This is a genomic window from Modestobacter sp. SYSU DS0290 (assembly GCF_054050955.1).
On sequence record NZ_JBJHAI010000033.1, the window covers coordinates 1 to 22,855 of the forward strand.

A 22,855-nucleotide genomic window follows, 5' to 3' on the forward strand; every position below is an offset into this window, starting at 1 on the left:
GAAAGGGAAACGCCCGGTCTCATTCCGAACCCGGAAGCTAAGCCTTTCAGCGCCGATGGTACTGCCCGGGGGACCGGGTGGGAGAGTAGGACGCCGCCGGACAATCTTTCCCGAGACGGGGTTCCAGCCACTGGGCTGGGGCCCCGTTTCGGCGTTTCCGGGGCAGTGTGCCCCGCGCCGATTCCCGGGCCCCGCCGGGCTTGAGCGCGTGCGCCTTCCGCCCCGAAAGCTCCGGCGTCTTCTGCACCGAAACCGCGGGAGCTTTCGGTACAGAAGGCGCGGTGACCGGCGGCGGTGGCACGAATGCGGCGCCGTCACGTGACGGAAGCGGGCTGGTCGTCTCGGCAGCGACGGGTCAGCGGCGTCGGTCCGGGGGCGCCGTCGTGGCACCGACGTTGTCGTCCAGCCACCGGTTGAGCGGCGTGAACGCGCGCCACGCCTCGCGCACCCGGTCCAGGGCGGTGGCGGTGTGCAGCCAGTCGGTGGGCTCCCAGTGGCGGGCGCCGTGCAGCGCCTTGTGCCGCAGGAGCTCGATGCGGGGGTGGTCGGCCGGCCAGCCGCGCGGCGACCGCACCAGGCGGTCACCGTCGATGTGGTAGCCGGCAGCACGCAGCCGGTCCACCTCGGCCACCAGGCGGGGACCCTGCAGGTCGTCGGCGACGGCCCGCCGGAAGCGGTCCAGCTGATCCGGTTGGAGCCGCCAGCATCCGCCGGCCACCTGCAGCCCGTCGGCGGAGACCTGCACGTACACCGAGCCCAGACCGGCGCCGTCGGGATGGAGCACCGCGCCCTGGTGCGTCTTGTAGGGGGTCTTGTCGTGGCTGAACCGGACGTCGCGGTAGGGGCGGAACAGCTTCGGCGTGCCGAACTCGGCGGTGAGCTCGTCGACCAGCGCCTGCATCGGCGTCCGGACGTGGTCCTCCCAGTCGCGCCGGTGCGCCGTCCAGTACGCCCGGCTGTTGTCCGCCTCCAGGCCCTCGTAGAAGACCAGACCCTCGTCGGGGAAACCGCTGAACCCCACTGCGCTCCTCATCGCTGCGTGTCGTCGTCGAACCAGCTGTGCCACCGCTCCTGGGGCACCCTCGCGGTGCCCGCGTCCAGGATGCGGGTCCACCCGTCGGCTGCCCAGCCGGCGCCGGTCAGGAAGCCGGCGGTGACGGCGTCCCCCGCCGGGAGCCACATGACCAGCCCGGGCGATGCCAGCGACCGGGCCGCCTCGGCGACCGCGGCCAGCAGGCGGCTGCCGTGTCCCCGCCGCCCCCAGCGCGGCTCCACGGCCAGCGCCACGATCTCCAGCAGCGCCGGATCGGGTCCGTCGTTCGCCGGTCCGCAGGCGGCCAGACCGACCACGGTCTCCCGTTCCAGGGCGACGAACACCCGATGTGCCGGTGTCGGGGGCGCGGCCACCGACCGGCGCCAGGTGTCCGCGGCGGCATCGTCGTCCCAGCCGTCGAGCACGTCGTCGGGCAGCACCCCGCGGTAGGCGGTGCGCCAGGTGATCCCCTGGACGTGGGCGATCTGCACCGCGTCCGCCGGCGTGGCCGCGCGCACCGACACCTCTGCGCGACCGTGCGGGCGGGGGAGCGGGGGCAGGTCCACCCGGGCAGCCTAGGTCGTCGGCGCAGCCGGCCCGGTCCGCGACCGTCGTACTCCCAGGGCAGGATCGAGCCCATGACCAGCGCTGTCGAGCGGCTGCCCGCCGCCCTCGCCCGGCGGATGACGCTGGCCGCCCAGGGGTTCGCCGAGCCACGGCCCAGCGGGGTCGTCGGCACCCGCCAGCTGCGCCGCACCGCCGAGCGGCTGGCCGTGGTGCAGATCGACTCGGTGAACGTGCTCTCCCGCTCGCACTACCTGCCGTTCTTCAGCCGGCTGGGTTCCTACGACCGGTCGCTGCTCGACGCCCTCTCCGATCGCCGGCACGACCTGTTCGAGTACTGGGCGCACGAGGCGTCGTTCCTGCCGGTCCGGCTGCAGCCGTGCCTGCGCTGGCGGATGGACGCCGCCGACCGGGAGGCGTGGGGGTCGATGACCCGGGTGCAGCGCGAGCGGCCGGAGTACGTGGCCGGGTTGCTCGACCGGGTCCGGCAGGACGGGCCGCTGCGCGCCAGCCAGCTGCAGGAGGCGCGCCCGAACCGCCCCGGGAGCATGTGGAACTGGCACGCAGGCAAGGCCGCCCTGGAGTACCTGTTCTTCACCGGTGCGCTCACCGCCCGCGCCCGGACCCCGTCCTTCGAGCGCGTCTACGACCTCACCGAGCGGGTGCTGCCCGCCGCCGTCGTCGACGCACCCACCCCGGACCGGGCCGACGCCATCCGGGAACTGGTGCGGACCTCCGCCCGGGCTCTCGGGGTGGCCACCGAGACCGATCTCCGCGACTACTTCCGCCTGTCGCCCGCCGACGCCCGGACGGCGATCGCCGAGCTGACCGAGTCCGGCGAGCTGCAGCCGGTGGAGGTGGCCGGCTGGGGGAGGCCGGCGTGGGCCGATCCGCTCGCCCGCCGGCCGCGGTGGATCCGGGCGCGGGCCCTGCTCAGCCCCTTCGACTCGCTGGTGTGGGAGCGCCCCCGGGTGGAACGCGTCTTCGGCTTCCGCTACCGGCTGGAGATCTACACCCCGGCGCACAAGCGCGTGCACGGCTACTACGTGCTGCCCTTCCTCCTGGGCGACCGGCTCGTGGCCCGGGTCGACCTCAAGGCCGACCGCCAGGCCGGCGTGCTCCGGGTGCAGGCCGCGCACGCCGAGCCCGGGGTCGACCACCGCGAGGTGGCAGCCGAACTCGCCGCCGAGCTGCGGCTGATGGCCGGCTGGCTGGCGCTGGAGCAGGTGGCGGTCGCCGGCCCGGGCGAGCTGGCCCCGGCGCTGGCGGACGCGCTCACCGCCCGGGCGGCGGTCTGCTGAGCGGGCTGCCCCGTACCCTCGACGGGTGCCCGCGATCGCTCCGCTCCAGGTGCAGGTCATCGCCCAGACGCAGTTCACCCCGCCGGACGACGTCCCGTGGGAGACCGACGCGGACGGCGGCCAGGCCCTCGCCGAGTTCGCCGGCCGTGCCTGCTACCAGTCCTGGGACAAGCCGAACCCCGCGACGGCGACCAACGCCGGGTACCTCCGGCACATCCTCGAGGTCGGCCACCTGTCGGTCCTCGAGCACGGCAGCGTGACGATGTACCTGACCGGGCTGTCCCGGTCGCTGACCCACGAGCTGGTCCGGCACCGGCACTTCTCCTACAGCCAGCTGTCCCAGCGCTACGTCCCCGAGCGGGACGCCGCCGTCGTCGAGCCGGCCGTGATCGCCGAGGACCCGGAGCTGCACGCGCGGTTCCTGGCCGCGACCGACGCGGCGCTGGCCGCGTACACCGACCTGCTGGAGGGGCTGGAGAAGCGGTTCGCCGACGTCCCCAACGCCACCCTGCGCCGCAGGCAGGCGCGGCAGGCCGCCCGTTCGGTCCTCCCCAACGCCACCGAGACGCGCATCGTCGTCACCGGCAACTACCGTGCCTGGCGGCACTTCATCGCCATGCGCGCCAGCGAGCACGCCGACGTGGCGATCCGTGAGCTCGCCGTCGCCTGCCTGCGCGAGCTGCAGCGGGTCGCCCCCTCCGTGTTCGGTGACTTCCGGGTCAGCGCGCTGGCCGACGGCACCGAGGTGGCGGCCAGCCCGTACGTCACCGAGGGCTGAGTGCGAACCGACGAACGAGAGAAGGAACAGACCATGGCCGAGGCCGTCGACACCCAGTACGAGGACCTGCTGCGCCGGGTGCTGGAGACCGGTGCGGCGAAGTCCGACCGCACCGGTACCGGCACGCTCAGCCTGTTCGGCGAGCGGCTGCGTTACGACCTCTCCGCCGGCTTCCCGCTGGTGACCACCAAGAAGGTGCACTTCAAGTCGGTCGCCTACGAGCTGCTGTGGTTCCTGCGCGGGGAGGGTAACGTGCGCTGGCTCCAGGAGCACGGCGTCTCCATCTGGGACGAGTGGGCCGCCGAGGACGGCAGCCTCGGCCCGGTCTACGGCGTGCAGTGGCGCTCCTGGCCGACCCCCGACGGCGGCACGATCGACCAGCTGTCCGGGGTGCTGGACACGCTGCGCCGCGATCCGGACTCCCGCCGCATGGTCGTCTCCGCCTGGAACGTCGCGGCGCTGCCGGAGATGGCCCTGGCGCCGTGCCACACGTTGTTCCAGTTCGCCGTCGCGGACGGCCGGCTGTCCTGCCAGGTGTACCAGCGCAGCGCCGACATGTTCCTCGGCGTGCCGTTCAACATCGCCAGCTACGCACTGCTGACCCAGCTGGTCGCCCAGCAGGTCGGCCTGGAGGCCGGTGACCTGATCTGGGTCGGCGGCGACTGCCACGTCTACACCAACCACGTCGACCAGGTCCGCGAGCAGCTCTCCCGCGAGGTGCTGCCGTTCCCGCGGCTGACCATCGACCCGGCGCCGTCGCTGTTCGACCAGACCTACGCCGACCTCCACCTGCACGACTACCGGCACCACCCGGCGATCCGCGGCGCGGTGGCCGTCTGACCGTGGGGTCCCCGACCACGGGCGGCACCGTGCGGATGGTGTGGGCGCAGACGACCGACGGCGTCATCGGCGCCGACGGCGCGCTGCCCTGGCACCTGCCCGAGGACCTCGGGCTGTTCAAGGCGTTGACCCTCGGCAGCACCGTGGTCATGGGACGGCGGACGTGGGAGTCGCTGCCGCCGCGGTACCGGCCGCTGCCCGGGCGCAGCAACCTCGTGCTGAGCGGGACCCTGGACCCGGCCGAGATCGGCGTGCCGGTGGCCCGGTCGGTCGCGGAGGTCCTCGCCCGCGGCGACGACCTGTGGGTCATCGGCGGTGGCACGGTCTACGCGGCGTTCCTCCCGCACGCCACGGAGGTCGTCGTCACCGAGGTCGACGCGCGGCTGCCCGGCGACACCTGGGCCCCACCGCTGGGGCCGGAGTGGGGGCCGGACGCGCAGGCGCCGGCGGCCGGCTGGGCGACGTCGGCCGGTGGCCTGCGGTTCCGCGTGTCGTCGCGGCGTCGGGGGCCCTCGTCCACCGGTCCGGTGCCGGCGGTGCTGGCCGAGCACGCGCGGCAGTGGGCGGCGTCCGGACGGTCCGACGGCGGCGTCGGTGCGGGCCGGTAGATTCGCCGGCATGACCACCGACCCCGCCCGGCCCTTCGGGCGTGTGATCACGGCGATGGTCACCCCGCTCGCCGAGGACGGCACCATCGACCTCGCCGGCGCCCAGGAACTGGCCGCGCACCTGGTCGACCGCGAGTCCAACGACGGGCTGGTCGTCTTCGGGACGACGGGGGAGTCGCCCACCATCAGCGACGGTGAGCAGCACGCGGTGCTCGAGGCGGTGCTGGACGCCGTCGGCGACCGGGCCACCGTGATCGCCGGCGTCGGCACGAACGACACGGCGCACTCGATCGAGAAGGCGCAGTCGGCTGCCCGGCTGGGCGTCGACGGGCTGCTCGTGGTCACCCCGTACTACAACAAGCCGCCGCAGGCCGGGCTGCTCCGGCACTTCACCGCGGTCGCCGACGCCACCGACCTGCCGGTGATGCTCTACGACATCCCGCACCGTTCGGGGGTCCCGATCGACGTGGAGACCCTGGTGCGGGCGGCCGAGCACCCGAACATCGCGGCGGTCAAGGACGCCAAGGGCGACCTCGGCGCGGTGCAGTGGACGCTGGCCCGCACCGACCTCACCTACTACTCCGGTGACGACATGCTGAACCTGCCGCTGCTGGCCGTCGGGGCCGTCGGCGTGGTCAGCGTGGTCAGCCACCTGGTCGGCACGCGCCTCGCGGAGATGATCGCCGCGGTCGAGTCCGGTGACCTGGTCACCGCGCGTGCCGTCAACGAGAGCCTGCTGCCGGTCTACACCGGCGTGTTCCGCACCCAGGGCGTGATCACCGTGAAGGCGGCGCTGCGTGCGCTCGGCCTGCCGGCCGGCCCGGTGCGCCCCCCGTTGGTCGATGCGACGCCCGAGGAGCTCGCGCAGCTGCGCGAGGACCTCGCGGCCGGAGGAGTTCAGCTGTGACCTCGATGCCCCCGCCCGGTCAGCAGGCGCTGCAGCCGCACCTGGAGCTCAAGGCGCCGCCGCCGCTGGCCCCCGGCGGCCTGCGGGTGATGGCGCTGGGTGGGCTCGGTGAGATCGGCCGGAACATGGCCGTCCTCGAGTTCGACGGTCAGCTGCTGGTGATCGACTGCGGTGTCCTCTTCCCCGAGGCCGAGCAGCCCGGCATCGACCTGATCCTCCCCGACTTCGGCGTCATCGAGCACCGGCTGGCCGACGTCGCCGGCGTCGTGCTGACCCACGGGCACGAGGACCACATCGGCGCGATCCCCTACCTGCTGCGGTTGCGTGCCGACATCCCGCTCATCGGCTCCCGGTTCACCCTCGCCCTGGTCAAGGCCAAGCTGCGCGAGCACCGGATCGACCCGGTGCTGGTCGAGGTCGCCGCCGGCGACGACCACGTCGCCGGGCCGTTCCACACCGAGTTCATCAGCGTGAACCACTCGATCCCCGACGCGCTGGCCGTCGCGGTGCACACCGCCGCGGGCACGCTGGTGCACACCGGCGACTTCAAGATGGACCAGCTGCCGCTGGACGGCGTGCTCACCGACCTGGGCGCCTTCGCCCGGCTCGGCGTCGAGGGCATCGACCTGCTGCTGGCCGACTCCACCAACGCCGAGGTGCCCGGCTTCGTCACCTCCGAGCGCGAGATCGGGCCGGTGCTCGACTCGGTGTTCGAGCGGGCCACCCAGCGGCTGATCGTCTCCAGCTTCGCCAGCCACGTGCACCGCATCCAGCAGGTGCTCGACTGCGCGGTCAAGCACGGCCGCAAGGCCGCCTTCGTGGGCCGGTCGATGGTGCGGAACATGGGCGTCGCGCAGGACCTGGGCCTGCTGCGGGTCGCCCCGGGCCTCATGGTGAAGCTCGACGAGGCAGCGGCGATGCCCCCGGAGCAGGTGGTGCTGATCAGCACCGGATCGCAGGGTGAGCCGCTGTCCGCGCTCGGCCGGATGGCGCGGGGGGAGCACCACCAGATCACCATCGAGGCCGGCGACACGATCATCCTCGCCTCGTCGCTGGTGCCGGGGAACGAGACCTCGGTCTACAAGGTGATCAACCAGCTGGCCCGCCTGGGTGCGACCGTGGTGCACAAGGAAACCGCGCGGGTGCACGTCTCCGGGCACGCCCCGGCCGGTGAGCTGCGCACGCTGATCAACGTGGCCAAGCCGCGCTACCTGATGCCGGTGCACGGGGAGTGGCGCCACCTGCGGGCGCACGCCGCGCTGGCCGAGCAGACCGGCATGACCCGCGACCGGATCCTGCTCGCCGAGGACGGCGTGGTGGTCGACCTGGTCGACGGCAAGGCCTCGATCGTGGGCAGCGTGCCGATCGGCAACGTCTACGTCGACGGGGTCAACGTCGGCGACGTCGGCGAGGAGTCCCTGCAGGCCCGGCGGATCCTCGGCGACGAGGGCTTCGTCGCGCTCACCGTGGTCATCGAGCCCTCGACCCGCACGATCGTCCGGCCGGTGCACCTGTCGACCCGGGGCTTCTCCGACGACCCGGCGGCTTTCGACGAAGCGCTCGCCCTGGTCGAGGACAACCTCCGCCGCACGCTGGCCGACGGCGAGGTCGACCCGCACCGGCTCTCGCAGGTCATCCGCCGCACGGTCGGCAAGTGGGTCAGCGACCGGCACCGCCGCCGCCCGATGATCATCCCCACCGTCCTCGAGGTGTGACGCCCGCGGACGTCCCCCCGCACCGACATCGGTGCGGGGGGACGCCTCTGGGTCAGGTCACCTGATCACCGCCGGACGACGGTGATCGGCTCGATGCCCTCCTCGGCGGGCAGCTCGAAACCGAGCACCTGGGCGTAGAAGGACAGTTCGCCGTCCAGCGCGGTCCGGATGTTCTCCGCCCTGCGGAACCCGTGCTGCTCCCCGGCGAAGAGCACGTAGGCGTGCGGCACCCCCTTCTGCCGCAGCGCGGCGACCATCATCTCCGCCTGCTCCGGGGGCACCACCCGGTCCTCGTCGCCCTGGAACACCGCGAGCGGGGTGGCCAGCGCGTGGGTGGAGTGGATGGGGGAGCGGTCGGCGTAGACGTCGGCGCCGTCGGGCCACGGGGCGATCAGCCCGTCCAGGTACCGGGACTCGAAGGAGTGCGTGTCGGCGGCCAGCGCCGCCAGGTCGGCGACGCCGTAGTGGCTGGCCCCCGCGGCGAAGACCCCCGGGCGGAAGGTCAGCGCCGCCAGGGTCGTGTACCCACCGGCGGAACCGCCGCGGATCGCCGCCCGCGCCGGGTCGACGCGGCCGTTCGCCACAAGGAAGCGCACGCAGGCGACGACGTCGTCCAGGTCGGCGATGCCCCAGCGCCCCTTCAGCGCCTCGCGGTACCGGCGGCCGTAGCCGGTCGACCCGCGGTAGTCGACGTCGGCCACGGCGAACCCGCGCGAGGTCCAGTACTGCACGGCCGGCGACAGCACCGGGGACGCCGCGGCGGTCGGCCCGCCGTGCACGATCACCAGCAGCGGCGGGAGCTCCCCGGCCGGACCGGTCACCCGCGGGTTCGTCGGCGGGTAGACCAGCGCGTGCGCCTCGGCGACCCCGCTCCCACCGTCCACGGTCGGGAAGGTCACGTGCTCGGGCCGGGAGAACCAGCCGGGGTCCAGCCCGAGGTCGCGGGCCGGGCGCAGCACCTCAGCGCGGCCGTCCAGGGCCACCTGCAGCACCACCGGCTCCGCCACCGGGCCGCCGGCCACGCAGACCACGCCGTCGCCGGCGGCGCGCACCTGGCCGAACGAGGCGTACTCCAGCTGCAGCTCGCGCAGCGCCCCGTCCGGCTCCCGCACCGCCAGCCGGTCGGCCCCGTCGCGGCCGTACGCCAGCACGACCCGCCCGCCGGGCAGCAGGGCGTACCGGCTCTGCCCGAACACCCACTGCGGACCGGCGATGTCGCTGCCGACGTCGACCACCAACTCCGGCTCGCCCCCGGGTGCCCAGCGGTAGAGCGACCAGACGTCGGTGCGGTCGGCGAGGAACCACAGCGAGCCGTCGGCCGCCCACACCGGCTGCACCACCGACTCCGGCTGCGCGCCCGACCGGCCACCGGCGACCACCCGCTCGGCGCCGTCGGGGCCCCGCACCACCAGCTCGGCGGCGTCCCAGGGCATGTCCGGGTGCTGCCACTGCAACCAGGCGAGCGACCGGCCGTCGGGGGAGCGGCGCGGGTCGGAGACGAAGTCGCTGCCCGACACCAGCACCTCGACCGCACCGTCGGCGCCGACCCGGACGACCTCGTGGGCGACGTCGGCCGAGGCGCCGCCGGGGGAGTGGGTCTCCCGGACGGCGAGCACCGCCGCGCCGCCGTCGACCACCGACAGGTCGGCGAAGCGCACCCCCGCCGGGAGAGCCGGCTCGGCGGTGACCGCCACCGGCTCGCCGCCCGGGGGCACCCGGTACAGCCGCTGGTCGCCGAAGTCGGTGAACCACACGGTCCCGGCGGCCACGGTCCACGACCCGCCGCCGTACTCGTGCACCCGGGTGCGGGCGTTCCACGGCGGGGGCAGCAGGTCGGTGGTCGCCCCGTCGGGTGCGCGGCGCACCAGCACGGTGCGGCCGCCCTCGCTCGGCCGACCCTCGGCCCACCAGACCTCGTCCCCGTCGACCACCACCTCCCCCAGCCGCGCGGAGGCGCGAACCACCAGCTCGGAGGTGATCGGGGTGGGCCAGCTGCCGTACGGGTGGGTCTCGGTCACCCCCGGGACCGTAGCCACAGCGCGGTCATCAGCGCACGCCGCGCTGGGCGCCGGCTGAGCCCGAGGTGGACACGCGGGGCCAGGATCATCCACCGGCACCCCCCAGGCCATTACCGTCGACGCATGCCTGCTCGCGCGACGTCGAATCGGGCGCCGGCGCGTGGTGGGGCCTCCTCCCGCCCGCGGTCCGGCGGGTCCACTGCCAAGAAGCGCCCTCCGGCCAAGCGGGGCGGCTCCACCGCCGCCCGGCGGCCGGCGGCGAAGAAGAAGAGCACCCTCAGCGGTTCGCTGATGCGCGGCGCCGTCGGCGCCTGGTCGCTGCTGGCCCGCGGCGCCGGTGGGCTCGCCCGCTCGGTCGCCCGGCCGCCGGAGGCCGAGCCGCTGGCCCCGGAGCACCGCCGGGACGGCGTCGGCCTCTTCGTGCTCGGCCTGGCCATCGTGCTGGGCGCGGCGACCTGGACCGACGGCATCGGCCCGGTGGGCGCCGGCCTGGCCGACGGGGTCCGCTGGACCATCGGCGTGCTCACCGCCGTGCTGCCGGTCGTGCTGCTCCTGGTGGCGCTGCGCCTGCTGCGCCACCCACCGCAGCCGGAGGTCCGCGGCCGGCTGACCATCGGGTGGTTCTGCGTCGTCGCCGCCGTCGTCGGCGTCACCCACGTGACCGGCCCGGACCTCAGCGACACCGACCGCAGCGGCGCCGGCGGACTGCTGGGCTGGGCGGTCGGCACGCCGCTGGTGGCCGGCGTCGGCGCCGTCGTCACCGTGCTGCTGCTCGTGCTGCTCGCCTTGTTCGGCCTGCTCGTCGTCACCGCCACCCCGGTGCACCAGGTGCCCGAGCGGCTGCGCGGGTGGGTCGACGAGAAGCTCGGCCGGGACACCGACGAGTACGACGAGGACTACGACGAGCTCTACGACGACGAGCCGGAGGAGGAGCCCGCGCCGCGGGGGCGTCGCGGGCGCAAGACCGCCGCCGCGGCCGTGCAGGACACCCTGGACACCGGCGTCATCGACACCGCGGCGCTGGACGAGGCGCCGCAGGCGGTGGTGCACGAGCCGCCCCCGCCGCCGGAGCCGGTGCGCCGGCCGGCCGTGGTGGACCGCACCGCACCGCCCGAGGACCTGCCGCCGATCGAGGAGCCCGAGCAGCTCCGGATCCAGCCCGTCGAGGGCACCTACACCCTCCCGTCGGTCAGCGTGCTGCGGCCGGGCACCCCGCCGCGTGCCAGGTCCAAGGCCAACGACGTCGCCATCGAGGCGATCACCGGCGTGCTCGAGCAGTTCAACATCGACGCCGCCGTCACCAGCTACACCCGCGGTCCGACGGTCACCCGGTACGAGATCGAGCTGGGCAACGCGGTCAAGGTCGAGAAGATCACCGCGCTGACCAAGAACCTCGCCTACGCCGTCGCCAACGACAACATCCGCATCCTGGCGCCCATCCCGGGGAAGTCCGCGGTCGGCGTCGAGGTGCCCAACACCGACCGCGAGACGGTCAGCCTGGGCGACGTCATGCGGTCCCAGGTGGCCAAGCAGGACCCGCACCCGATGCTGGTCGGGCTGGGCAAGGACATCGAGGGCGGGTTCGTGTGCGCGAACCTGGCGAAGATGCCGCACCTGCTGGTCGCCGGCGCCACCGGTGCCGGTAAGTCCAGCTGCATCAACTCGCTGCTGACCTCGCTGCTGCTGCGGGCCACCCCCGACCAGCTGCGGATGATCCTGGTCGACCCGAAGATGGTCGAGCTCACGCCCTACGACGGCATCCCGCACCTGATCACGCCGATCATCACCGACCCCAAGAAGGCCGCCACCGCGCTGGCCTGGCTGGTCGAGGAGATGGAGCAGCGGTACCAGGACATGCGGGCGACCGGCGTCCGGCACATCGACGACTTCAACAAGAAGGTCGAGCGCGGGGAGATCACCGCCCCGCCCGGCAGCGAGCGGGTGTACCAGCCCTACCCGTACATCCTCACCATCGTCGACGAGCTCGCCGACCTGATGATGGTCGCCCCGCGGGACGTCGAGGAGTCGATCGTCCGGATCACCCAGAAGGCCCGTGCGGCCGGCATCCACCTGGTGCTCGCGACGCAGCGGCCCTCGGTCGACGTCGTCACCGGCCTGATCAAGGCCAACGTGCCCTCCCGGCTGGCGTTCTCCACCTCCAGCCTCACCGACAGCCGGGTCATCCTCGACCAGCCCGGCGCGGAGAAGCTCATCGGCATGGGTGACGCGCTCTTCCTGCCCATCGGGGCGGGCAAGCCGATGCGCGTGCAGGGCGCCTACGTCTCCGACGCCGAGATCGAGGCGGTCGTCGAGTTCACCAAGCGGCAGGCCGAGCCGGAGTACCGCGAGGAGGTCTTCACCGCCGCCGCGGGGGACAAGAAGGAGATCGACGAGGACGTCGGCGGCGACATGGAGCTGCTCGTCCAGGCGATCGAGCTGGTGGTCACCAGCCAGTTCGGCTCGACCTCGATGCTGCAGCGCAAGCTGCGGGTCGGCTTCGCCAAGGCCGGCCGGCTGATGGACCTCATGGAGAGCCGCGGCATCGTCGGCCCGTCGGAGGGCTCCAAGGCCCGCGACGTGCTGATCAAGCCCGACGAGCTGGAGAGCGTGCTCTTCACCCTGCGCGGCGGAGAGGGCTGACCCCGGGGCGGCACGACGAACCACCCGGCCACGGGAAGGGGGATCGTCCGGGCGGCGCCTACGATGGTCGGGTGCCAGTTCCGCCCCGCTCCGTCCCCGCCGCCGACTCGACCGATCGGCGGCCCGGTGGACAGCCGGGGGAGCCGCCGGCCGAGGGGGCTGCCCCGCGGCGGGTCGCGGTGGTCACCCTCGGCTGCGCGCGCAACGAGGTCGACTCCGAGGAGCTCGCCGGCCGGCTGGCCGGTGAGGGCTACCAGCTCGTCGAGGACGCCGAGGGCGCCGACGCCGTCCTGGTCAACACCTGCGGCTTCATCGAGAGCGCCAAGAAGGACTCCCTCGACGCGATCCTGGAGGCCACCGACTCCGGTGCCGAGGTGATCGCGGTGGGCTGCATGGCCGAGCGGTACGGCAACGAGCTCGCCGGAGCGCTCCCCGAGGCGACCGTGCTCGGCTTCGACGACTACGCCGCGATCGGCGACCGGCTCGACGACGTGCTCTCCGGCCGGCCGCTGGTGCCGCACTCGCCGCGCGACCGGCGCACGCTGCTGCCGATCAGCCCGGTCGAGCGCACCGCGGTGGTGACGGCGGACGACGCGCCGGCGCTGCCGGGCCACGACTGGCTGCGCCGGCGGCGGCTGGCCAGCGGCCCGTCCGCGGCGCTGAAGATCGCCTCCGGCTGCGACCGCCGTTGCGCGTTCTGCGCGATCCCCACCTTCCGGGGCGCGTTCGTCTCCCGGCCGATGGCCGAGGTGCTGGGCGAGGCGCGGTGGCTGGCCTCCGAGGGGGTCACCGAGATCGTCCTGGTCAGCGAGAACTCCACCTCCTACGGCAAGGACACCGGCGACCTCCGCTCGCTGGAGAAGCTGCTGCCCCAGCTCGCCGCCACCGAGGGCATCGTCCGGGTCCGGGTCGCCTACCTGCAGCCGGCCGAGCTCCGTCCCGGGCTGCTGGAGGTCATCGCCGGCACCCCGGGGGTCGCGCCCTACTTCGACCTGTCCTTCCAGCACTCCTCGCCGGCGCTGCTCCGCCGGATGCGCCGCTTCGGTGGCACCGACGACTTCCTCGCGGTGATCGCGCGGGCGCGGTCCCTCGCCCCGGAGGCGGGGTTCCGCACCAACGTCATCCTCGGCTTCCCCGGGGAGACCGAGGCCGACGTCGCCGAGCTGGAGCGCTTCCTCGTCGAGGGGCGGCTGGACGCCGTCGGCGTCTTCGGCTACTCCGACGAGGAGGGCACCGAGGGCGAACGGCTGGACGGGAAGCTGGACCAGGCGGAGATCGACGCCCGGGTCCGGCGGATCACCGACCTGGTCGAGGAGCTCACCGCCCAGCGGGCGGAGGCCCGCATCGGGACGACCGTCGAGGTGCTGCTCACCGAGGACCTCTCCGCGGAGGAGGGCGCCGGGGTCTGGGCCGGCCACGCGGCGCACCAGGACCCGGACGCCGACGGGACGACGACCGTCTCCGGAGTGCCGGCCGACGCCGTCGCCGGGCAGCTGGTGCGCGCCGAGGTGGTCGACACCGAGGGCGTCGACCTGATCGCCGTGGCGGTCGTGCCGGCGCTCAGCGCGGCCGGGGCCTGAGCAGGTGAGTGCGGCGGTGCCCGAGGGAGCGGCGGACCCGGCCGCGACGCCGCCGCAGACCGGGCGGCTGGTGAACCTGCCCAACGCGCTGACGGTGCTGCGGCTGGTCATGGTGCCGCTGTTCGCCCTGCTGCTGCTCACCGACGGCGGGATGGACGACGACCGCCGGGTGTGGGCGACGGTCTTCTTCGCCCTGGCGATCATCACCGACCGCTACGACGGGATGATCGCCCGCCGCACCAACCAGGTCACCGAGTTCGGCAAGCTCGCCGACCCGATCGCGGACAAGGCGCTGACCGGCACGGCCCTGCTCGGGCTGTCGATCCTCGCGCTGCTGCCCTGGTGGGTGACGCTGGTCATCCTGTTCCGCGAGGTCGGGGTCACCGTGCTGCGGTTCTGGGTCATCCGGCACGGGGTGATCGCGGCCAGCCGCGGCGGCAAGGCCAAGACGGTGCTGCAGGCGCTGGCGATCGGGCTCTACATCCTGCCGCTGAGCGGGGTGCTCGCCTCGGCCCGGTGGTGGGTGATGGCGGCCGCGCTGGCGCTCACCGTGGTCACCGGGATCGACTACGTCTACCGGGCCCTCACCCTGCGCCGCACGAGTGCCCGGGCCATGCGCGAGGCGGCCGCCCGGCGTGCCGGTGGCGCTCCCGGTGAGCCCGGCCGCCGGGACTCCGCGGCGTGAGCGACGGGCGCGCCGACGCCGCCTCCCGGCTGCACGGCGCCCTGCTGGCCCGCGGCGAGACCGTCGCGGCCGCCGAGTCGCTGACCGCCGGGTTGTTCTGCGCGACGCTGGCGGGCGTCCCGGGGGCGAGCGGCACGCTGCGCGGTGGCGCCGTCGTCTACGCCACCGACCTGAAGACGACGCTGGCCGGGGTGCCCGCGGACCTGCTGGCCGCGGTCGGCCCGGTCAGCGAGCCCACCGCGGCCGCCCTCGCCGAGGGGATCCGGGAGCGCTGCGGGGCGACCTGGGGGGTGGGGCTGACCGGCGTCGCCGGGCCCGACCCGGTCGACGGCCACGGCCCCGGCCGGGTCTACCTGGGCATCAGCGACGGCCGGTGGACCGACGTCCACCAGCTCGACCTGCCGGGGGACCGTGCGGCGGTGCGGACGGGTGCGGTCGAGGCGGCCCTGCACCGCCTGCTGGCGCGGCTGGCCGCGGGGAAGGCGGACGGTGGTCAGGGCGTTACGCCAGGAGCGGACGGGGCCCGGCCTGGCGCGTGAGGGCGGGCCGGTCCGCGTACCGTGGGCGCACGGCGTCCCCCCGGCCCGTCCGGTGGGCGCCGCAGCTGCTCGTTGCGACTGCTCGAGATGAGTGGACAGGAGACGGCCATGACGCTGCTGCGCACCCAGCTGGGCACCACCCTGCGCGGGCACCGGCTGCGGCAGCGGCGCACGCTGCGTGACGTGTCCGGCGCTGCCCGGGTGAGCCTGGGGTACCTCTCGGAGGTCGAGCGTGGCCAGAAGGAGGCCTCCTCGGAGCTGCTGGCCTCCATCTGCGACGCCCTGGACGTCGAGTTGGCCGACCTGCTCGCCGAGGTGAGCCTGGAGATGCGGCTGGCCGAGCCGGGCGGCCGCACGGTCCGGCCGGTCGCCCTCCCGGTCCCCGGTGCCGGTGTCGAGGAGACCGCCGCGGACGAGGCGGCCCCGGCCGCCGAGCCGGTGCTGACCACCGGGGAGGCCCCGGTCGCCGAACCGGCCCTGGCCCTGGTCGGTGGCGGGCAGCTCGCCCGCTCGTCGCGCGCCTCCGGCGCCGTCTCCCTCGCCGCCTGAGCACGGACCCGCTGCCCCCACGCGGCGCGAGCTCGGCGTGGGCCCCCGCAGCGGGGCCGTCGTGTGCTGGACGTGCCGGTCACCGACCGTCCAGCCGGCGCCGGCCGCCGCCGTCCGGTGCGACACGAACAGCGCTCGACGTCCACCTCCTTGACCCACCGCGACCGGGAAGGCACAAAGTGTCCATGTCTTCCCCGGGATCTCGTTCTCCGCAGTCGCCGTCCGCCGCCTCGCCGGCGCCCACCGCTGGTCGCGGCGGGGCCACCGTGCTGGAGGCCGACGCCGCGGAGGCCGCGGCAGCCGAGGCGGCCGTCTCCGGCGGGCAGCACCTGACCACCCCGGTGCCGGTCGGCGCGGGGCGGATCCAGCCGCCGGTCCCCGGTCACCACCTGACCGCGCCGGTGCCCGCGCTCGCCGTCGCCGTCCCCGCGCCCCGCCCGACGGCGCCGGCCGGCGCCCGCGACCCGCGCCGTGCGCCGATCCGCACCGGCTCCGCGATGAGCCGCACCCGGCGGGGGCTGCTCAACGGCGCCCGGGCCGCCTTCGCCGAGCGCGGGGTGCGCAAGGCCACCATGCAGCACGTCGCGGCAGCGGCCGGCGTGGCCAAGGCGACGCTGTACAACCACTTCCGCACCAAGGACGACGTCGCGCAGGCGCTGATCGCCTTCGAGCTGGACCGGCTGGCCGCGCTGGCCGGGGAGCTGCCCCTCACCGTCGCCGTCCCGGCGCTCGCCGAGGAGGTCGGCGCCCACCCGGTGCTGCGTCGCCTGGCGGAGACCGAGCCCGAGACGCTGGTGCAGATGATGGCGCTGGACGCCGGTCGCTGGGCCGACGTCGTGCTCACCCTCGCCTCGGCCCTGCGGATCTCCCGGCCCGAGGCGGAGCTGGTCTGCCGGTGGCTGCTCGGCCTGGTGCTGCAGCCGGGGACTCCGGCGGAACGGGCCGCGCAGGCGGCGGTCATCACCGGGCAGATCCTGGGCTGACCCCGGGATCAGGTCAGCTGATCGTGTGTGCTCCTGGCTCACGGTGGTAGCTGAGCCAGGAGCACGTGCGGTGAGCCGGGACGGCGCTCGCCAGCGTGGCAAGGTGAGGTCAGGACGACGGCGTCCCGCCCAGGCCCGGCCGATCCGCCGTCCGCACACCCTCGGGAGCACCTGATGCGGTACCTCTTCCGCCCACCGGCCAGCGAAGCCGCCGGGCTGCTGACCCTGCCCTGGGACCAGCCGCTGGAGGAGTGGGACGAGAGCGTGCTGCTCGACGTCCCCCAGCGGGGCATCTCCCGGCACGTCGTGCGGTTCACCGTCTCCGAGGGGCGGGTGTACGCGCTCAAGGAGATCGCCGAGCCGCTGGCCCGGCACGAGTACGCGCTGCTGACCGAGTTCGAGGGCGAGGGGCTGCCCTCGGTCTCGGTGCTGGGCATCTGCGTCGACCGGCCCAACGGGCTGGAGGCCGTGCTGGTCACCCGGTACCTCGAGTACTCGATGTCCTACCGCTACCTGTTCTCCGGGCCGCGCGCCGCCGACTCGGCGGAGCGGCTGCTGGACACCCTGGTGCAGCTGCTGGTCCGCCTGCACCTGGCCGGCGTCTACTGGGGCGACTGCTCGCTGTCGAACACCCTGTTCCGTCTGGACGCCGGCGCCTACACCGCCTACCTGGTCGACGCCGAGACCGCCGAGCGGCACCCGCGGCTGTCCGACGGCCAGCGCTCCTACGACGTCGAGCTGGCCCGGGAACGGGTCGGCGCCGAGCTGATGGACCTGCAGGCCGGTGAGCTGCTGCCCGAGGAGATCGACCCGCTCGAGGTGGCCAACGGCCTGCCCGAGCGCTACGAGGCGCTGTGGGACGAGGTGACCCGGGAGGAGGTCTTCCGGCTCGACGAGTCCGCCATCCGGGTCGCCGAGCGGCTGGCCCGCATCAACGAGCTGGGCTTCGACGTCGGTGAGATCGAGCTGGTCACCTCCGCGGAGGGCGCTCGGCTGCGGGTGGAGACCCGCGTCGCCGAGCCGGGGGAGAACCGCCGCGAACTGTTCCGGCTCACCGGTCTGGAGGTGCAGGAGAACCAGGCCCGGCGGCTGCTCAACGACGTCCGCTCCTACCGCGCCTACCTCGAGCAGCGGGGAGGCGACCCGGTGCCCGAGACGGTCGCCGGCCACCGCTGGCTGGCCGAGGTCTACTACCCGGTCATCGACGCGATCCCGGAGGAGCTGGCCGGCCGGCTGGCTCCGGCGGAGGTCTTCCACGAGGTGCTGGAGCACCGCTGGTTCCTCTCCGAGCAGGCCGGCTTCGACGTCGGCACCTGGACGGCGGCGCGCTCCTACGTCCAGCACGAGCTGCCCCGCACCCCCGCGGTGCTCACCACGCCGTCGGTGATGGCGCACCGTTCCGCGGTCACGAGCGAGATGGTCACCGGGGGGTCTCCGTCCGTTTGACAGCCCCTGTGACCTGGGCCACCCTCCGAGATCCACGGCGATCATCGGATCGCCCCGGCGCCAACGGAGGCGGTGGACGGTGCGCGACGTTCGCAAGGTCGGTGTCGACGGAGGCCCCGGTGGGGCGCCACACCGAGGGCGGCTGAGGCGCGGCCTCGGCGGCGCGGCTGCGGCGATGGTGCTGAGCTCGGGCCTCGCGGCCTGCGGCAGCGACGGGGGCGGCGTCCCCACGCTGACCTGGTACACCAACCCCGACTCCGGCGGACAGGCCGAGATCGCCTCCCGCTGCACCGAGGCCGCGGGCGGCCGCTACCGGATCGAGACCGCGCAGCTGCCCCGGGAGGCCTCCCAGCAGCGGGAGCAGCTGATCCGGCGGCTTGCGGCCAACGACTCCTCGATCGACATCATGAGCCTGGACCCGCCGTTCATCCCCGAGTTCGCCGAGGCCGGGTTCCTCGCGCCGGTCCCCGCCGACGTCGCCGAGCGGGTCACCGAGGACGTGGTGGAGAGCGCCGTCGAGGGCTCGACCTGGAACGACGAGCTGGTCGCCGTCCCGTTCTGGGCCAACACGCAGATCCTCTGGTACCGGACGTCGGTCGCCGAGGCCGCCGGGCTGGACATGAGCCAGCCGGTCACCTGGGAACAGATCGTGCAGGCCGCGCAGGAGCAGGGCGTTCAGGTGGGCGTCCAGGGCATCCGGGCCGAGGCGCTGACCGTGTGGTTCAACGCCCTCATCGAGTCCGCCGGCGGCTCGATCATCGAGGAGAACTCCACCGACCCATCGGAGATCGAGCTGGGCCTGGACTCGGAGGCGGGGGTGCGGGCCACCGAGGTGATGAAGACGATCGCCACCAGCGGCACCGCCGGGCCGGCGCTGTCGACGGCGAACGAGGACTCCACCGCCACCGCCTTCGAGGGCCCCGAGGGCGGGTTCAACGTCAACTACCCGTTCCTGTGGCCGCGGGCGCTGGGCGCCGTGGAAGCCGGGACGATGGACCCCTCGGTGCCCGAGGACTACGGCTGGGCGCTGTACCCGCAGGTCGACGAGGGCACCCCGAGCGCGCCCCCGTACGGCGGGATCAACCTCGGGGTCGGCGCCTTCAGCGAGCACCCGGAGCTGGCCTACGAGGCGACCGAGTGCATCACCTCGACGGAGAACCAGTCCTACTACTTCGTCACCAACGGCAACCCGGCCTCGGACACCACGGTCTACGACGACCCGGCGGTGCTGGAGGAGTTCCCGATGGCCCCGGTCATCCGTGACTCGCTGGAGCAGGCGGCCCCGCGACCGCAGACGCCGTACTACAGCGAGGTGTCCGGCGGCATTCAGCGCTCGTACCACCCGCCGTCGTCGGTCGACCCCCAGCGGACACCCGAGGAAGCGACCGAGCTGATCAACGCCGTCCTGCGGAAGGAGCAGCTGCTGTGACCCAGACAACGCTCCCACCGGTGAAGAAGACCGCGCCGGTCTCCGCGCCGGAGGGCACGACCAGCGACCGCAGTCGCGGCGAGCGCCGGCTGGGCTGGCTGCTGGCCGGCCCGGCACTGGTGGTCATGCTGCTGGTGACCGCCTACCCCATCGCGCAGGCGTTCTACGAGTCGCTGTTCGACTACCGGCTCACCGACCCGGACAACCGGTCGTTCACCGGGTTCTCCAACTACGTCGTCATCCTCAGCGACTGGCTGTGGTGGCGGGCCATCCTGGTGACGCTGTTCATCACCGCGGTCACCGTGGCCGTCGAGCTGGTCCTGGGCTTCGCGCTCGCCCTGGTGATGGCGAAGGCGCTCAGCGCCATCCGCCCGGTGCTGCGCGCCGCGATCCTCATCCCGTACGCGGTGATCACGGTCGTGTCGGCGTTCGCCTGGCAGTTCGCCTTCGACATCCAGACCGGCTTCATCAACAGCTGGTTCGGGTGGATCCCGGGGATCGGCGGCGACACGGACTGGTTCGGCGGCACCTGGAGCTCGCTGTTCGTCATCTGCCTGGCCGAGATCTGGAAGACCACGCCGTTCATCTCGCTGCTGCTGCTGGCCGGGCTCGCGCAGGTGCCGGAGGTGCTGCAGGAGGCGGCCAAGGTCGACGGCGCCACCTGGTGGCAGCGGATGCGCCGGGTCACGCTGCCCAACATGAAGGCCGCGATCATGGTGGCCCTGCTGTTCCGCACCCTGGACGCGTTCCGGGTCTTCGACAGCATCTTCATCATGACCAACGGCGCGAACGCCACCGAGTCGGTGTCGTTCCTGGCCTACCGGCAGACCATCTCGCGGCTGGAGATCGGCCTGGGGTCGGCGGTGTCGGTGTTGCTGTTCCTGTCGGTGGTGCTCATCGCGTTCAGCTTCATCAAGGGCTTCAAGGTCGATCTGTCGCAGGCGGGGGGTCGTTGATGTCCACGAAGGAACGCACCTGGTGGATCGTCGCCGGGGTCGCGATCGTCCTCTACTGCCTGGCGCCGATCGCCTGGATCGTCTCGCTGTCGTTCAAGGCGCCCAGCGACCTGGCGAACGAGTCGTTCCTGCCGAGCAGCCCGACGACGGAGAACTACTCGCTGATCCTCACCGGCGATGCCAGTGACCTGTTCCTGCCGGCGCTGCGGAACTCGTTCGGGATCTGCCTGATCGCGACGTTCATCTCCTGCATCCTGGCGATGTTCGCCGCCTACGCGATCGCCCGGCTGGACTTCCCGGGCAAGAAGTTCATCCTCGGCACCGCCCTGGCGGTGGCGATCTTCCCGGTCATCTCCATCGTCACGCCGTTGTTCAACCTGTGGCGGAACATCGGCCTGTACGACACCTGGCCGGGCCTGATCATCCCGTACCTGTCGCTCACCCTGCCGATCTCCATCTGGACCATGTCGGCGTTCTTCCGGGAGATCCCCTGGGAGATGGAGCAGGCCGCGCAGGTCGACGGCGCGACGAGCTGGCAGGCCTTCCGCAAGGTGATCGTCCCGCTGGCCGCACCCGGGGTCTTCACCACGGCGATCATCGCCTTCTTCATCGCCTGGAACGACTTCGTGTACGGCATCTCGCTGACCTCCACCGAGGCGGCCCGGCCGGTGCCCGCGGCGCTGGGTCTGTTCTCCGGCGCCTCGCAGTTCGAGGACCCGACCGGGGCCATCGCCGCGGCGGCGGTGATCGTCACCATCCCGGTCGTCGTCCTGGTGCTGCTGTTCCAGCGGCGCATCGTCGCCGGTCTCACCAACGGCGCCGTCAAGGGCTGATCCTCCGACCAGCCCGGACCAGCGCGCCCACCCACCGAACTGCACCCACGCCCACGAAGGGGACGGACACCGATGGCATCCATCGAGATGAACCACATCGTCAAGAAGTACGGCGACGGTTTCCCGGCGGTGAACGACGTCAGCCTGGACATCGCCGACGGCGAGTTCATGATCCTGGTCGGGCCCTCCGGCTGCGGGAAGTCGACGCTGCTGCGGATGATCGTCGGGCTGGAGGACATCACCAGCGGCGACATGGTCATCGGCGGCAAGCGGGTCAACGACCTGGCACCGCGGGAGCGCAACCTGTCGATGGTCTTCCAGAACTACGCGCTCTACCCGCACCTCACGGTCTTCGAGAACATCGCCTTCCCGCTGCGGCTGTCCAAGGTCGACGACGCCGAGGTGCAGAAGCGGGTCAACGAGGCCGCCGACGTCCTGGAGCTGCACGAGCACCTGGAGCGCAAGCCGGCGAACCTCTCCGGTGGCCAGCGCCAGCGGGTGGCGATGGGCCGGGCCATCGTGCGCCAGGCCGAGGCGTTCCTCTTCGACGAGCCGTTGTCGAACCTGGACGCCAAGCTGCGCGGCCAGATGCGCACCGAGATCGCCCGGCTGCAGCGCCGGCTGGGCATCACCACGGTGTACGTCACCCACGACCAGACCGAGGCGATGACCCTCGGCGACCGGGTCTGCGTGCTGCGCAAGGGCAGGATCCAGCAGGTCGCCTCCCCCCGGGAGCTCTACGAGCAGCCGGTGAACCTCTTCGTCGCCGGGTTCATCGGTTCGCCGCCGATGAACTTCCTGCCCGCCACGCTGGAGAACCGCACGCTGACCACGCCGTTCGGGACGATCGAGCTCGACGAGCGCCGCGCCGCCGCCGTCGCGGGGCGGGACGTCCTGCTGGTGGGCATCCGGCCGGAGTACTTCGAGGACGCGTCCCTGGTCGACGAGGCCAAGCGCCCGCTGGGCTCGGTCTTCACGGCCCGGGTCGACGTCACCGAGTGGCTGGGCGACTCCCAGTTCGCCTACATCCCCTACGAGGCCCCCGAGGAGATCCGCGCTCAGCTGCGCGACCTGTCCAGGGAGCTGGACGCCGAGGAGCTGCGGACCCAGGCGATCGTCTCCATCGACGCGACCAGCCGGATCCGGGAGGGGCGGGACGCCGAGTTCTGGCTGGACAGCCGCAAGGTGCACGTCTTCGACCCGGCGTCGGGGGAGAACCTCACCCGCGACGCCGAGGCCGGCGCCGAGCTGACCCGGCTGGCCGCCCAGGACCGCGAGGAGCAGGTCGCCGACGCCCAGGGGTCGATCAGCGAGCGCAGCAACAGCGCTGCCTGAGGCCGCGCCGGGGGGGGGGGGGGGGGGGGGGGGGGGGGGGGGGGGGGGGGGGGGGGGGGGGGGGGGGGGGGGGGGGGGGGGGGGGGGGGGGGGGGGGGGGGGGTGGGGGGGGGGGG

General features: G+C 73.4%; 20 protein-coding genes and 1 rRNA gene. 18 read left to right on the forward strand and 3 right to left on the reverse strand.

Annotated features, from left to right (window positions below):
• Positions 1–102: ribosomal RNA gene (gene rrf, locus ACI795_RS18695) — 5S ribosomal RNA — on the forward strand; the annotation flags it as partial.
• A gap of 253 nt (positions 103–355) precedes the next feature.
• Here rrf and ACI795_RS18700 read toward each other — a convergent pair.
• Both ACI795_RS18700 and ACI795_RS18705 read right to left on the reverse strand, forming a co-directional pair.
• Positions 356–1,033: a DUF2461 domain-containing protein gene (locus ACI795_RS18700; RefSeq protein WP_457077110.1), complete on the reverse strand. Its 678-nt coding sequence runs from the start codon at positions 1,031–1,033 to the stop codon at positions 356–358.
• Positions 1,030–1,599, reverse strand: coding sequence for an N-acetyltransferase family protein (locus tag ACI795_RS18705; RefSeq protein ID WP_457077112.1), 570 nt, complete (start codon positions 1,597–1,599; stop codon positions 1,030–1,032). Before ACI795_RS18705 ends, ACI795_RS18700 begins: the two co-directional genes overlap by 4 nt.
• Before the next feature lie 72 nt (positions 1,600–1,671).
• Between ACI795_RS18705 and ACI795_RS18710 the strand changes: the two genes are divergently transcribed.
• Genes ACI795_RS18710 through ACI795_RS18735 form a run of 6 tightly spaced genes read left to right on the forward strand, consistent with a single transcriptional unit; the run spans position 1,672 to position 7,746 of the window.
• Positions 1,672–2,898: a winged helix-turn-helix domain-containing protein gene (locus tag ACI795_RS18710; protein ID WP_457077114.1), complete on the forward strand. Its 1,227-nt coding sequence runs from the start codon at positions 1,672–1,674 to the stop codon at positions 2,896–2,898.
• A gap of 25 nt (positions 2,899–2,923) precedes the next feature.
• Positions 2,924–3,676 (forward strand): FAD-dependent thymidylate synthase, encoded by a 753-nt coding sequence (gene thyX / locus ACI795_RS18715; protein ID WP_457077116.1) that lies wholly within the window; start codon positions 2,924–2,926, stop codon positions 3,674–3,676.
• Positions 3,677–3,709: 33 nt separating this feature from the next.
• On the forward strand, positions 3,710–4,516 hold the full coding sequence (locus tag ACI795_RS18720; RefSeq protein WP_457077118.1) for a thymidylate synthase: 807 nt from the start codon (positions 3,710–3,712) through the stop codon (positions 4,514–4,516).
• A gap of 35 nt (positions 4,517–4,551) precedes the next feature.
• Complete coding sequence (locus ACI795_RS18725; protein WP_457077146.1) at positions 4,552–5,124, forward strand: dihydrofolate reductase; 573 nt, start codon at positions 4,552–4,554, stop codon at positions 5,122–5,124.
• A gap of 10 nt (positions 5,125–5,134) precedes the next feature.
• The gene (dapA, locus tag ACI795_RS18730; RefSeq protein WP_457077120.1) at positions 5,135–6,031 is read left to right on the forward strand and encodes a 4-hydroxy-tetrahydrodipicolinate synthase; all 897 of its coding nucleotides are present in this window, start codon (positions 5,135–5,137) and stop codon (positions 6,029–6,031) included.
• Positions 6,032–6,036: 5 nt separating this feature from the next.
• The gene (locus tag ACI795_RS18735; RefSeq protein ID WP_457077148.1) at positions 6,037–7,746 is read left to right on the forward strand and encodes a ribonuclease J; all 1,710 of its coding nucleotides are present in this window, start codon (positions 6,037–6,039) and stop codon (positions 7,744–7,746) included.
• Positions 7,747–7,811: 65 nt separating this feature from the next.
• Here the strand turns inward: ACI795_RS18735 and ACI795_RS18740 are convergent, their stop codons facing one another.
• Entirely contained in the window at positions 7,812–9,764 is a 1,953-nt protein-coding gene (locus ACI795_RS18740; protein ID WP_457077122.1) for a dipeptidyl-peptidase 5, read from the reverse strand.
• Positions 9,765–9,887: 123 nt separating this feature from the next.
• Between ACI795_RS18740 and ACI795_RS18745 the strand changes: the two genes are divergently transcribed.
• The 11 genes from ACI795_RS18745 (at position 9,888) to ACI795_RS18795 (ending at position 22,739) form a co-directional block, all read left to right on the forward strand.
• Positions 9,888–12,404, forward strand: coding sequence for a DNA translocase FtsK (locus ACI795_RS18745; protein WP_457077124.1), 2,517 nt, complete (start codon positions 9,888–9,890; stop codon positions 12,402–12,404).
• A 71-nt stretch (positions 12,405–12,475) separates the two neighbouring features.
• The gene (gene rimO, locus ACI795_RS18750; RefSeq protein ID WP_457077126.1) at positions 12,476–13,984 is read left to right on the forward strand and encodes a 30S ribosomal protein S12 methylthiotransferase RimO; all 1,509 of its coding nucleotides are present in this window, start codon (positions 12,476–12,478) and stop codon (positions 13,982–13,984) included.
• A gap of 16 nt (positions 13,985–14,000) precedes the next feature.
• On the forward strand, positions 14,001–14,669 hold the full coding sequence (pgsA, locus tag ACI795_RS18755; RefSeq protein WP_457077128.1) for a CDP-diacylglycerol--glycerol-3-phosphate 3-phosphatidyltransferase: 669 nt from the start codon (positions 14,001–14,003) through the stop codon (positions 14,667–14,669).
• Positions 14,666–15,208: a CinA family protein gene (locus ACI795_RS18760; RefSeq protein ID WP_457077130.1), complete on the forward strand. Its 543-nt coding sequence runs from the start codon at positions 14,666–14,668 to the stop codon at positions 15,206–15,208. The genes pgsA and ACI795_RS18760 overlap by 4 nt, the downstream gene beginning before the upstream one ends.
• 108 nt (positions 15,209–15,316) lie before the next feature.
• Positions 15,317–15,757 (forward strand): helix-turn-helix domain-containing protein, encoded by a 441-nt coding sequence (locus ACI795_RS18765; RefSeq protein WP_457077132.1) that lies wholly within the window; start codon positions 15,317–15,319, stop codon positions 15,755–15,757.
• A gap of 185 nt (positions 15,758–15,942) precedes the next feature.
• A complete protein-coding gene (locus tag ACI795_RS18770; RefSeq protein ID WP_457077134.1) occupies positions 15,943–16,740 on the forward strand; it encodes a TetR/AcrR family transcriptional regulator in 798 nt (265 codons plus the stop codon).
• 174 nt (positions 16,741–16,914) lie between these two features.
• On the forward strand, positions 16,915–18,186 hold the full coding sequence (locus ACI795_RS18775) for a DUF4032 domain-containing protein (RefSeq protein ID WP_457077136.1): 1,272 nt from the start codon (positions 16,915–16,917) through the stop codon (positions 18,184–18,186).
• 175 nt (positions 18,187–18,361) lie between these two features.
• Positions 18,362–19,615: an extracellular solute-binding protein gene (locus ACI795_RS18780; protein WP_457077138.1), complete on the forward strand. Its 1,254-nt coding sequence runs from the start codon at positions 18,362–18,364 to the stop codon at positions 19,613–19,615.
• Entirely contained in the window at positions 19,612–20,571 is a 960-nt protein-coding gene (locus ACI795_RS18785; protein ID WP_457077140.1) for a carbohydrate ABC transporter permease, read from the forward strand. Before ACI795_RS18780 ends, ACI795_RS18785 begins: the two co-directional genes overlap by 4 nt.
• Positions 20,571–21,404: a carbohydrate ABC transporter permease gene (locus tag ACI795_RS18790; protein WP_457077142.1), complete on the forward strand. Its 834-nt coding sequence runs from the start codon at positions 20,571–20,573 to the stop codon at positions 21,402–21,404. Before ACI795_RS18785 ends, ACI795_RS18790 begins: the two co-directional genes overlap by 1 nt.
• Positions 21,405–21,476: 72 nt before the next feature.
• Positions 21,477–22,739 carry an ABC transporter ATP-binding protein gene (locus tag ACI795_RS18795; RefSeq protein WP_457077144.1) on the forward strand — a complete coding sequence of 421 codons (1,263 nt, stop codon included), beginning with the start codon at positions 21,477–21,479 and terminating at the stop codon, positions 22,737–22,739.
• Positions 22,740–22,855 lie beyond the last annotated feature (116 nt).